Genomic DNA, 11,370 nt, shown 5'->3' with positions numbered 1-11,370 from the left:
AATCGCACGTCCAGGGCACGCTGAGGATGGGTACGGGCCCAGCCGATTCGGTCATCGACAGCGGCATGATCCACCACCAGCTCAGAAATCTGGTCGTCGTCGGCACAAGCACCTATCCGAGCTGCTCCTGCGCCAACCCGAGCCTGACCGCGGCAGCGCTGTCCTTGCGGGCGGCGAGCCGGATCGCGTGAAAGGAGGTATCGCATGATCGAGATTTCCAGACGCTCGGCCCTGGCCGTCATGGCTGGCGGAGTGGTTTCGACAGGGGTCGCCTACGCCGCCGTTTCCTCGTTCTCGGACGAGGATCTGGTGCGCGTCACGCTGGAAAAATACCTTGGCAAGTTGAACATCCGCATCGAGCATCTGCAGCAGTTCGTGCTGGCGTTCCGCAACAGGAATCCGTGGAACTTTCCAAGCGAAAAACTAAGCGACGCCGTCACGCTGGTGGAGGAACTCAAATTGGGCGCAGCACGCCGCCTGCTGCCCGAGCGAAAGCGGGAAGATCTAGTGCATTTCGACCGCTGGGTGGTCGCCGAATTCCATATGCTGACGGACTATGCCTGGCGCAGTTCGCCCAACGACCCGATCCGATTTACCGGCTGGCAATCGTGTACCAATCCCTTCGCCAATCTGGAGCCGCCGAAACTTGCCTGACGTCGAAAGCGAGGCGGCGGACTTTGCCTGTTGTCTCCGAGCAAGGAATACGAGATGCGACAAGGAGCCCGATCATGAAAGTTCTCTTTGCAGGCGGCAACGGCTACCCGCCCGAGTTCAGCGGCGGCGTTCAGTCGAGCACGCATCATCTGGCCGAACAGCTGATCGAGCACGGTCATGAAGCCGCTGTGCTCGCCGCCCTGTTCGGTGATGGTGTCTTCGGCTTCAAGGCGCGCGCCAAGATGAAGCTGCTGCGGCAGCCGGCGGTTGTCGACAGCTATCCCGGCTATCCGGTGGTGCGGGCCTGGTTTCCCTGGGAAGCAGCGGGCTATGCCGTCGACAGGCTGAAGCCCGATGTCGCCGTGGTCCAGTGTCACAAATCGGTTCCGATCGGCAAGGCGCTGCAGGCGGAGGGCGTGCCTCTGGTCGTCTATCTCCGCAATGTCGAGTTCCATGAACTGGGCGGCGATCTGCGCGAATTGCATTCCGCGCTTTACATCGCCAATTCTGACTTCACCGCACGTACTTACAGACAGGAGTTCGGCATCGAGGCGGTGGTGATCCCGCCAACCATCAACCCGGCGCACTACTCGACGCCGACGACGGGCCAGTTCGTCACGCTGATCAACCCTTATGAGGAAAAGGGGTTCGAGCTCGCGGTGCGGATTGCCGGCGCCTGCCGCGAAATTCCATTCCTGTTCGTCGAAAGCTGGAAGCTCGACGACGATCACCGGGCGCGGATCGAACAGACGATCGCTCCCTTGGGCAATGTCGTCCTGGAGAGCCGCACCAGCGACATGAAGACGGTCTACGGCCGCACGAAGATCCTGCTTGCTCCCAGCAAGTGGGAAGAGGCCTGGGGCCGCGTCGCGTCGGAGGCCCATTGCAGCGGAATCCCCGTTGTCGGCTCGCGGCGCGGCGGTCTGCCCGAAGCGATCGGCTCCGGTGGCGTGGTGCTGGATTATGATGCACCGCTGGCCGACTGGGTCGCGGCCGTCAGGCGGCTGTGGAACGACAACCAGGAATATGACCGGCTTTCCAGCCTCGCCCGCAGCTTCGCCGGGCGCCCGGAACTCGATCCCGATCGCCAGTTCATCACCTTCTTCTCGATACTGGACAGGGCCATGCAGCAGCGCGCGCGACAGGCGGCCTGACGGCGCCGCCTGAGCAGGTCAGGCCGGGCGCTTGACCCGGCTTTTCAGCGTCTCGTAGCCGCGGGCGCCAAGCAGCGCGCGGGCAATGGTCTTGGCGGCGCTTTTGCGGCCCTCTTGCGACTTGATCTGCCGCAGCCTTGCCGGCAGGTTCCTGGCCGCCTGACCAAGTGCCGGCAGCGACAGCGTGTTGGGAAAGCTGACCATATGCGTTTCGACGCACAGCACCGGCTTGCCTGACAGTTCGGTGATCCTCAGCGCCTGTTCGTGCTCGCTCTCGATGAACAGGATGGCATCGGACTTGCGGTAGAAATCCGCCTTGAAACTGCCATGCGCGCCGAGCCGTTGCCGTTCCGCCTTGCTCGGCAGGTCGAGCATGATCAACTGGTCGTATTTGATCTCATGCTTGGCGAGCCATGCCTCGGTGAGCGCGCGGTATTTCTCCAGCCGGCTGGTGACCAGCCAGCCGATCCTGTGGGTCGCGACATGGAGCGGCCGCGCTTCGCTGAGGAATTTTTCATAGGCCGGGCCGTCGTCGTTTTCCGCCTCTGTCGGATCGAGGCACAGCACGCCGTCAATGTCGACGCAGCATTGCGCCAGGAATTTGTGATGCATGAAGTTCCACTGGAACATGCGCGGATGCGGCACGACTTCGAAGACGAGGTCGGTTTCCTGGTGCTGGGGCTCAAGGCCGAACACGGCGGCAAAGGTGAACTCCGCCTTGATGCCCGCAGCCTGGATGCGGGCGCGTGCGTCACGCATGGCGTTGCCGCCGGCGACGCTGTCGTCGATCACCAGCACCTTGCGCATCTCGGAAACCTTGCGGTCGAGAGCGGCACGGCGCTTGGTGACGCCAGACGTATAGATACGCCCTTCCAGGAAGCTGTCGAGATCGGTCATCGGGATGTTCGCGGCAAGGCTGACCAGCGTCGCTGCCAAAACGCCGCTTCTCGGCACACCGACCACCAGGTCGATGTCGCGTGGCAGCCGGTGCAGGCCCCTGACAATGGCGTCGTTCATATCGGAGATCGATCGGTAGTGCATGGTTCAGACCTGGTCCTGGAGGAGATGTCCGTAGCAGTCGAAGACGCCCAAATTATTGCGCTTCGCGCGCCGCCGCTGCAGGCAGCCTTGCCGGCAGCATCTTGAGGGCCTCGCGCAAGGCTTCGCGGCCGGAGGCGAATGCCAGTGCGATGACGATGGTGATGAGGTAGGCGAGCACGGCGCCGCTGGCCAGGGCGACGACATGCTGCTGCGGCAGCGCTGGCTTGATGAACCAGATGCCGGCCAGTGCCAGATGGGCGCCAAGCACGAACGGCGTTGCCGCGCGAAGTACATGGTGCGCCTGAAGCGGCCCGCTCTTGCCGACATAGAGCCACAGGAACGGCGTCCGCAGATATTCGCTGATCGCATAGGCGATCGCCACGCCCAGCGCGCCATAGGGCAGGCCGAGCATGAAGGCCAGCACCGACGTCACGGCCGTTATGATGCCCCAGCGCATGAAATCGCCGGAGCGGCCCTGGCTGACGAAAAGCCACCCCGCCGGATTGTTGAGCGGCTGCAGCAGCCCGGCAAAGCCGAGCGCCAGGAAAATCGAGGCGCTTGCGCGCCATTGCTCGCCGAGCACGAAGGGGATCAGCACATCCGACATCGCCGTGGCGAAGGCGACGCCGGGAAGCGCCACCAGCAGGATCAGCGGCATGACGCGCAGGTAGGCGCTGCGGTAGCGATCCGGCTCATCCTTCAGCCTCGAAAGCGCCGGAACCATCACCTTCGACAGCGGGTTGGTGATCTGGCTCAGCGGAAACAGAAGCAGCTTGTAGGCGCGGTCATAGAGGCCGAGTTGCGCCTCGCCCCAATATTTGCCGATCAGCACATTGTCGAGGTTGCGGGCAAAGAAATTGGCGAAGTTGAAGCCGGTGATGCCGGCGCCGAAATTGATCAGCTCGCCGATGCCGGCGACCTTGCGCGGCAGGCCCGGACGCCAGCGCGAGCTCGCCCAATAGCAGAGCGTCGGCAGCACGGCACCGGTCAGCGTGCCGGCAAACAGGGCCCAATAGGAGCGATCGATAAAGGTCCAGGCGATCGACACCGCAAGCCCGGCAATGGCGCTGGCGACGTCGATGACGGCCAGCCGGCCGAACTGCATGCGGCGCGTCAAGAGCGCCAGATGCTGGGCGCCCAGCCCATAGGCCATGATCTGCAGCCCGAACGCAGCCACCAGGCCCGTCACGCGCGGCTCGCCGTAGAAGGCGGCAACCAGCGGCGCCGCACCCGCAAGCACGCAAGCCAGGATCGCGCTGACCGCGACGTTGATCCAGAAGAGGTAGTTCACCTCCTCATGCCGGATGCCCGACTTCTGGATCGTCGCCTGGGTCAGGCCGAAATCCTGGAACAGGGCGATAAAGGCAAGCACCGGCGCGCACATCGCCACGACGCCGAAATCCTGTGGCGACAACAACCGCGACAAGACGATAACGGACAGGATCTGTGTCGCGACCCGCACCGATTGCGCCATGGCCGTGACAACCGCGCCGCGCCCAACCGATTTGCGCAAGGAGCCTTCTGGCGGATCGAATGCATTGGCTTCCAAATTCAGGATTCCTGATTTTTTACGTTGATTTCCGAGCCCGAAAATCCACGACCGCCGCCGACCACAAACTACGGCAATAATTTTGCAGTGCAACAGAAAACGTGGACCGCCGCACCAAAAATGTTGCGATGCAGCAAGACCTGTACTAGCATTCCCTCGGGTGGGCCAACAGCGGTCGAGTTTTTATGCTGCATGTCTTGTACCTTGTGCACGACGTTTCCGACCCGGCGGTGCGCCGGCGGATCACGATGCTCAGGGCAGGTGGGGCCCAGGTCACTTTGGCCGGCTTCCGTCGCACCGCGAATCCGATTGCGGATATCGAGGGACTGCGGCCGATCGACCTCGGCGCGACGCGTGACGGGCGATTCGGCCAACGCCTCGCGGCCGTCGCCAAAGCAGCCGTTTCGATAGGCTCGAAGCTTGGCGGTATGCCAAAACCGGATCTCATCATCGCGCGCAACCTGGAAATGCTGGCGCTTGCCCGCCGCGCCAGGTCAGCCTTCGGTGCATCGGTTCCGATCGTATACGAGTGCCTCGACATTCATCGGCTTGTGCTGCGCAACGATGTCCTGGGCAAGGCGCTGCGCGCCACCGAGCGCTTTCTGGCCAGGGATGTGAAGCTGCTGGTGACCAGTTCTCCTGCCTTTATCGCCAATTATTTCAAGCCGTTCGGCCAGGTTGCGGCACCCATCGAGCTGGTCGAAAACAAATATTTCGAGGCCGCGACGATCTTGCCCGGCGCTCCGGAGACTGAAGAGAGCCCGGTCGGTCCGCCATGGCGGATCGGCTGGTTCGGTGCGCTGCGCTGCCGCCGCTCACTCGAGCTGCTGGCCGATTTCTCCCGCCGCATGGAGGGCCGCTTCGAGATCGTGCTGCGCGGCCGTCCGGCTTTGTCGGAATTCCCTGACTTTCACGGCTTTGTCGAAGCCGAGCCGTGGCTGTCGTTTCTCGGGCCCTACCGCAATCCGGAAGACATGGCGGCGATCTACAACGATGTCCATTTTTCGTGGGCGATCGATTTCTTCGAGGCGGGGCAGAACTCCGAATGGCTTCTGCCCAACCGGCTCTATGAAGGCTGCCGTTTCGGAGCGGTGCCGATCTCGATGGGCAACACCGAGACCGGGCGGTTCCTCAAACAGCAGGATATCGGCGTGCTGTTGCCGCAGGCGTCGCCCGAAGCGCTCGAAGCCGTGCTCGGCAAGATGGAAGAGCATCGCTTCGCCAGGCTGAAGGAGCGCGTTCTGGCCCGCAATCCGAGGACCTGGAGCTACGATCGCAGCGATTGCCGGGCGCTTGTCGAGCGGCTGCGCAGCCTGACGGCCGTGCCCGGCTCCTTTGCCGCCGAGGCATTGGCATAGGATGGCTAAGGATGGACAGAGGCAAGATGGACAGAGGTTGATGACGCAGACGGACAAACCCTCATCCAGCCTGATCGTCATTCCGTGCCTGAATGAAGCCGCCCATATCGGTGCGCTGCTCGATCAATTGCGGCCCGCGGCCGCCCGGCTTGGCGCCCGGATCATCGTCGCCGACGGCGGCAGCACCGACGGCACGCTTTCCATCGTCGAGGATGTGATTGCCAAGGACCCGCGGGTTATCCTGCTCCACAACAAGCGGCGCATCCAGAGCGCGGCGATCAATCTCGCCGTCGGTACCTTCGGCGATGGTGCCGACTATCTCATCCGCATCGATGCGCATGGCGGTTATCCCGACGATTATTGCGACCGGCTGGTCGAGGAAGCCTTGGCCACGGGCGCGGATTCGGTTGTCGTTTCGATGCTGACCAGCGGCAGCGGTGCCGTGCAGAAGGCGGCCGCCGCGGCGCAGAACTCCAAGCTCGGCACCGGCGGCTCGAAGCACCGGCATCTTTCGCAGGGACAGTGGATCGATCACGGCCATCATGGACTGATGCGGATATCGGCGTTCGGCGCCGTCGGCGGCTACGACGAAGCGTTCAGCCATAACGAGGACGCCGAACTCGATTATCGCCTGCGCAAGGCCGGCTACAAGATCTGGATGAGTGGCAAGACGCAGATGGTCTACTATCCGCGCGCCTCGCTCTCAGGCCTCTATTTCCAGTATCTCGGCTACGGTCGCGGGCGTGCCAAGAATGTGCTGAAGCACCGCGTCATCCCAAAGATCCGGCAGATGGTGCCGCTGGCGGTCTTCCCAGTGGTTCTTCTTGCGGCCTTCTCCTTCGTGCATTGGATTGCGGCAGTGCCTTTGTTGCTGTGGGTGTCGGTGTGCCTGGGCTACGGACTGGTAACGGCTATCCGCCAGCGCAAGGCTGACGTTGCGCTGGCCGGTGTCTCGGCCATGGTCATGCATCTTGGCTGGTCGGTTGGCTTCTGGCTGCAGCTTCTCGGCCTCGGCTCGCGACGCGGAGTGGCCTGATGGCGGTGTCGGCAAAGAACCGCAGCATCGACATCGGCGTCTGCACGTTTCGCCGGCCGGAGCTAGCTGACACGCTGCGCTCGCTCGACGCCATGGAGATGCCGGCGGGATTCGATATCCGCATTATCGTCGCCGACAATGACGATACCCCGACGGCCCGTGATCTGGTGGCGGCGCTGTCGCGGGAATTGACGGTGCCGATCCACTATCGGCATGCCCCGGCGCGCAACATCTCGATCGCCCGCAATGCCTGCCTCGATGCGAGCACAGCGGATTTCGTCGCCTTCATTGATGACGACGAGACGGCCACGCCTCAATGGCTCGCCGAACTGGTCGCGATGGCGCAGCAAAGCGGTGTCGCCGTCGTGCTCGGCCCGGTCAGGGCGCGCTATCGCCCGGATGCGCCGGATTGGATGCGGCGCGGCGATTTCCATTCGACCTTGCCCGTCTGGGTGCGCGGCGAGATCCGCACCGGCTACACCTGCAATGTTCTGCTGCGGATGGGCTCGGACAGCCTGCGCGGCCGCCGCTTCAGCCTGGCGCGTGGCCAGACCGGCGGCGAGGACACCGAATTCTTCGACCAGATGCACAAGGCCGGCGGCCGCATCGCCTTCGCGCCCGAGGCGTGGGTCGACGAAGTGGTGCCGCGCTCAAGGGCGGCATTCGAATGGCTCGGCCGCCGCCGCTTTCGCGTCGGCCAGACGCATGGCCATCTCCTGGGCAGCAGCGCCAGCGGCATAGGCCTAGTCAAGCAGGTCGGCCTGGCCTCGGCAAAGGCCATCTATTGCTTCGCCTCGGCACTTCCGGTCGTCGTCAGTCCAGTCCGCAGGAACCGCAGCGTGCTGCGCGGCATTATGCATGTTGGTGTCGTCAGCGGCCTCGTCGGCATCCGCGAAATTCGCCTCTATGGCCAGCCGTCGCCACAGGAGGGAGGCAAGCGTGCAGCCTGACGTCAGCTCTGTCCCGGATGTTTCCTTCGTTATTGCCGCCTACAACGCCGAGGCGACCCTTGATCGGGCGATTGCCAGCGCCATCGCCCAGAAGGGTGTCAGCGTCGAAATCATCGTCGTCGACGACAAGTCGCGCGATGCGACGCTCGACGTGGCGCGGGCCTACCCCGGGGATATCGTCCGTGTCGTCGCCCTGGCCAGCAACCGCGGCCCTGGCGGCGCCAGGAATGCCGGCCTCGACGCCGCCCGCGGCAGATGGATCGCGGTTCTCGATTCCGACGACGCGGTCTTTCCCGGCCGGCTCGCGGCCATGATCGCTCGTGCCGAAAGCGCGGATGCCCAGATCGCCGTCGACAATCTGCAGGTCGTTCGCGAGGACGGCGTCATCGAGGACGCGATGTTTCCGCGGCAATATCTGGAAGGCTTGCGCGAGATTTCGCTGGCCACCTACATCGCCGGCAACGTCGTCTTCGAATCCAAGTTCAACCTCGGCTATCTCAAGCCGATCTTCCAGCGCGAGTTCCTGAACGAACACCGGCTTCGCTATGACGAAAAGCTGAGGATCGGCGAAGACTACATCCTGTTTGCCGGCGCCCTGGCCAAGGGCGGAAAATGCGTCGTCGAGCCCGATATCGGCTATGCCTATCATATCCGCAGCGGCTCCATCTCGCGCGTGCTCGAGCTTCACCACGTCGAAGCGATGCGCAGGGCGGATGCCGTGTTCGCTCAAACCCATCGGATGGATGAGGCCGCGCAGGCCGCGTTTGCACGGCGCGGCCGCAGCCTGCGCAAGGCGGCATCGTTTCTGTCACTGGTACAGCACATCAAGGCGCGGTCCCCGCTCAAGGCGATCCGGACAGCGCTCAGCGACCCGGCGGCGGTCAGGCATATGGGCATGCCGATCGCCGTGCGGTTGCGAAGAATGGCGGCACAATTTGCCGTTGGGGCGGGGAGGTGAAGATGCAGGCACATGGAGGGGTTTTTCGTGGCTTGTGAATGGACTGAAGTCGATCTCCTCAGAAGGAATTTGCGATGAAGAAAATCAGGAAGGCCGTGATACCGGTGGCGGGGCTTGGAACACGGTTCCTGCCGGCGACCAAGTCGATGCCAAAGGAAATGCTTCCCGTGGTCGACAGGCCCGTCGTGCAATATGCGGTGGACGAGGCCTTCGAGGCGGGCATCGAGCACATCGTCTTCGTGACCGGCCGCAACAAGGCGGTGATCGAGGACTATTTCGACCTGCATCCGGAATTGATCGGCACCCTGGAGCAGACCGGCAAGAAGACCCAGTTGGAGGCGCTCGAAAGCATGCTGCCTGTGGCCGGTGCCACCAGCTTCATCCGCCAGCAATCGCCGCAAGGCCTCGGCCATGCCGTCTGGTGCGCGCGCGAGGTTATCGGCAACGAGCCCTTCGCCTTGCTGCTGCCGGACATGGTGTCCTTCGGCGGGCGCGGATGCCTCGCCGAAACCGTCGAGCTTTATGAGCGCACGGGCGGCAACGTGATCGCCGTCGAGCGTTGCGAACCGAGCGAGACCAACAAATACGGCATCGTTGGCCGTGGCGCCGAGATCGGTGGCGGTTTCGAGGTGACGGCCATGGTCGAGAAGCCGGCGCCGGCCAATGCGCCGTCGAATTTCTACATCAATGGCCGCTACATCCTGCAGCCCGAGATTTTCGCGCTTCTGGGCAATCAGCAGCGCGGCGCCGGCAACGAGATTCAATTGACGGACGCCATGGTTCGTCTGTCGAAGGATCAGTCGTTCTTCGCCCAGCCTTTTAAGGGTCGCATGTTCGACTGCGGTTCCAAGGAAGGGTTCATCCAGGCCAACATCGCCTTCGCGCTGGCGCGCGACGACATGAAGGGTCCGGTTTTCGAGATGCTTCAGGAGTTCGTCCGGTCGCATGAACGCCAGGAAGAAGCCGCATAATGTCCATCTTTCGGGAGCATGGTCAGATGGCCGGCGAAGAGGGGCCGGCAGGTTCTCGCCGTCTGGCACGACGCTTGCTTCGCTTCTGGCGATGCTCCCGATCTTCGAGGCGCCTGCAAGCCAAGGCATGATCCCGGAAAGTGGGTCCCGGTTTCCGGAAAAGATCATGTTGAAACAGTGAGATAGAGCCCATTGCGATGGACCGGCTCTAGAATTGGACCGAAGATGAATTATGCCAACTTTCCTCTCGACAAGAGGATGCCATTGCCGAATTCGGACGCAGGAGACGGCGAAGACTTCATCGATATCGAGCGGCTGCTTGGCATGGCCGCACGGCAGGCCAAGGTGGTTGCCGTGTGTGCCGTCATCGGTCTCTTCCTGGGCTTGCTCTATTTGCAGACGACGCCGCCTAAATATCAGTCGGTCGCCAGCGTGCTGATCGATGAGGGCTTGAACAAAATCGTCGACGACATTTCGGCGACGTCGACAACCATGCAGACCGATTCGGCGATCCTGAGCCAGATCGAGATCCTGACCTCGACGCGGCTTGCCGCCGTGGTCGTCGACAAGCTGAAGCTCGACCAGAACGACACATTCATGAATCCGCCCCAGTCGGCGCTTGCCCAAGGCATAGGCCTCATCCGCGGCCTGATCCAGTATGTCCGCCCCAGCTCTTCCATGCCGGGTGGCACTGACTTCAGCAAGCTCGACCCGGCCGCCCGCGATGCGCTGATCGCCACGTCGCGCCGCGACTACGCGATCCTCAAGCTGCAGAGCGAGGTGCGGGCAACGCGCATCGGGCGAAGCTACGTCATCGCGCTCGGCTATCAGGCGACGGACCCGGCTTTGGCAAACGCGATCACCAAGGCCTACGCCGATGCGTATCTCGCCGATCAGCTCGACGCCAGCTTCGATGCCACCGAGCGGGCTGCGGTCTGGCTCCAGGGCCGGTTGACGGAGCTGCGCCAGAGCTCGCAGGCAGCTTCGCTTGCGGTTGAGAAATTCAGGGCCGAACACGGGCTGGCCGCCAACAGCGATGGCCAGCTGATGAGCGACAAGCAGCTTTCCGACCTCAACGCCCAGCTTATCGTGGCGCAGGCCGACACCGCGCGCGCCAGCGCCCGCTACCAGCAGTACAAAGCCATTGTCGACAGCGGCTCCGAAAACGCCTTCAAGGATGCCGCCATATCGAGCGACCAGCCAAGCAGCTCGGTCATATCGGCGCTCAAGACCCGCTACCTCACGGTGGCCAAGCGGCTGCAGGACGTCGAGGCGAATTTCGGCCCCGAGCACCCGCAGGCGGTGGCTCTCTCCAAGGAGAAGGCCGACATATCGACGCAGATTTTCGGCGAGTTGAAGCAGCTGACCGAAAGCTATCGCAACGAATATGAGGTGGCGCAGGCACGCGAGACCGCGCTCAGGGCCAACGTCGCGGCCGCACAGGGCAAGAGTTCCGTCGACAACCAGACGCAAGTCAAGCTGCGTGAACTCGATCAGCAGGCGACGGCGCTCACCACGCTCTACCAGACATTCCTCGGCCGCTATGAGGAAGCTGCGCAACAGCAATCCTTCCCTGTCGGCAAGATCCGCATCATCTCCGACGCGTCGATGCCGATGGCGGCCTCAAGCCCGCGCACCATCGTCGTGCTCGGACTTTCGCTGGTGCTTGGCCTGCTGATGGGCGCCGGCTTTGGTGGGC

11 protein-coding genes are annotated in these 11,370 nt (G+C 63.2%); 9 read left to right on the top strand and 2 right to left on the bottom strand.

Annotated elements, in window-relative coordinates; all coding sequences use genetic code 11:
• The 3 genes from EOD15_RS18900 to EOD15_RS18890 form a co-directional block, all read left to right on the top strand.
• Positions 1 to 191 (top strand): GMC oxidoreductase (locus tag EOD15_RS18900; protein WP_245463711.1); only part of this gene is annotated, 191 nt, incomplete at its 5' end.
• A 13-nt stretch (positions 192 to 204) separates the two neighbouring features.
• Positions 205 to 654, top strand: coding sequence for a hypothetical protein (locus EOD15_RS18895; protein ID WP_127267655.1), 450 nt, complete (start codon positions 205 to 207; stop codon positions 652 to 654).
• Positions 655 to 728: 74 nt separating this feature from the next.
• Positions 729 to 1,808 (top strand): glycosyltransferase, encoded by a 1,080-nt coding sequence (locus tag EOD15_RS18890; RefSeq protein WP_127267654.1) that lies wholly within the window; start codon positions 729 to 731, stop codon positions 1,806 to 1,808.
• An 18-nt stretch (positions 1,809 to 1,826) separates the two neighbouring features.
• Here the strand turns inward: EOD15_RS18890 and EOD15_RS18885 are convergent, their stop codons facing one another.
• Both EOD15_RS18885 and EOD15_RS18880 read right to left on the bottom strand, forming a co-directional pair.
• Positions 1,827 to 2,849, bottom strand: a complete 1,023-nt coding sequence (locus EOD15_RS18885; protein ID WP_127267653.1) for a phosphoribosyltransferase family protein — start codon at positions 2,847 to 2,849, stop codon at positions 1,827 to 1,829.
• Between the two features lie 52 nt (positions 2,850 to 2,901).
• Positions 2,902 to 4,398 (bottom strand): lipopolysaccharide biosynthesis protein, encoded by a 1,497-nt coding sequence (locus EOD15_RS18880; RefSeq protein WP_127267652.1) that lies wholly within the window; start codon positions 4,396 to 4,398, stop codon positions 2,902 to 2,904.
• Between the two features lie 185 nt (positions 4,399 to 4,583).
• Here EOD15_RS18880 and EOD15_RS18875 point away from each other — a divergent pair, with 185 nt between their 5' ends.
• The 6 genes from EOD15_RS18875 to EOD15_RS18850 form a co-directional block, all read left to right on the top strand.
• Positions 4,584 to 5,756 (top strand): glycosyltransferase, encoded by a 1,173-nt coding sequence (locus EOD15_RS18875; protein ID WP_127270877.1) that lies wholly within the window; start codon positions 4,584 to 4,586, stop codon positions 5,754 to 5,756.
• A 40-nt stretch (positions 5,757 to 5,796) separates the two neighbouring features.
• The gene (locus EOD15_RS18870; protein ID WP_127321008.1) at positions 5,797 to 6,792 is read left to right on the top strand and encodes a glycosyltransferase family 2 protein; all 996 of its coding nucleotides are present in this window, start codon (positions 5,797 to 5,799) and stop codon (positions 6,790 to 6,792) included.
• On the top strand, positions 6,792 to 7,742 hold the full coding sequence (locus tag EOD15_RS18865) for a glycosyltransferase family 2 protein (protein WP_127321007.1): 951 nt from the start codon (positions 6,792 to 6,794) through the stop codon (positions 7,740 to 7,742). The genes EOD15_RS18870 and EOD15_RS18865 overlap by 1 nt, the downstream gene beginning before the upstream one ends.
• Positions 7,732 to 8,700, top strand: coding sequence for a glycosyltransferase family 2 protein (locus tag EOD15_RS18860; RefSeq protein WP_127269744.1), 969 nt, complete (start codon positions 7,732 to 7,734; stop codon positions 8,698 to 8,700). The genes EOD15_RS18865 and EOD15_RS18860 overlap by 11 nt, the downstream gene beginning before the upstream one ends.
• Positions 8,701 to 8,774: 74 nt before the next feature.
• Positions 8,775 to 9,671 (top strand): UTP--glucose-1-phosphate uridylyltransferase, encoded by an 897-nt coding sequence (locus EOD15_RS18855; RefSeq protein WP_127269746.1) that lies wholly within the window; start codon positions 8,775 to 8,777, stop codon positions 9,669 to 9,671.
• 225 nt (positions 9,672 to 9,896) lie between these two features.
• Positions 9,897 to 11,370: Wzz/FepE/Etk N-terminal domain-containing protein (locus EOD15_RS18850; protein WP_245463710.1), on the top strand; the 1,474-nt coding region annotated here is incomplete at its 3' end.

Source organism: Mesorhizobium sp. M7A.T.Ca.US.000.02.2.1 (assembly GCF_003996995.1).
Classification (GTDB): Bacteria; Pseudomonadota; Alphaproteobacteria; order Rhizobiales; family Rhizobiaceae; genus Mesorhizobium.
Note: the sequence above shows the minus strand (reverse complement) of the source record. Positions and strands in the feature narration are given on the sequence as shown.

What these genes read in the sequence shown, in the direction of transcription:
- EOD15_RS18865 (WP_127321007.1), top strand. Translation starts at nt 6,792, where the DNA reads ATGGCGGTGTCGGCAAAGAACCGCAGCATCGACATCGGCGTCTGCACG.
- EOD15_RS18870 (WP_127321008.1), top strand. Translation starts at nt 5,797, where the DNA reads ATGACGCAGACGGACAAACCCTCATCCAGCCTGATCGTCATTCCGTGC.
- EOD15_RS18855 (WP_127269746.1), top strand. Translation starts at nt 8,775, where the DNA reads ATGAAGAAAATCAGGAAGGCCGTGATACCGGTGGCGGGGCTTGGAACA.
- EOD15_RS18875 (WP_127270877.1), top strand. Translation starts at nt 4,584, where the DNA reads ATGCTGCATGTCTTGTACCTTGTGCACGACGTTTCCGACCCGGCGGTG.
- EOD15_RS18885 (WP_127267653.1), bottom strand. Translation starts at nt 2,849, where the DNA reads ATGCACTACCGATCGATCTCCGATATGAACGACGCCATTGTCAGGGGC.
- EOD15_RS18890 (WP_127267654.1), top strand. Translation starts at nt 729, where the DNA reads ATGAAAGTTCTCTTTGCAGGCGGCAACGGCTACCCGCCCGAGTTCAGC.
- EOD15_RS18895 (WP_127267655.1), top strand. Translation starts at nt 205, where the DNA reads ATGATCGAGATTTCCAGACGCTCGGCCCTGGCCGTCATGGCTGGCGGA.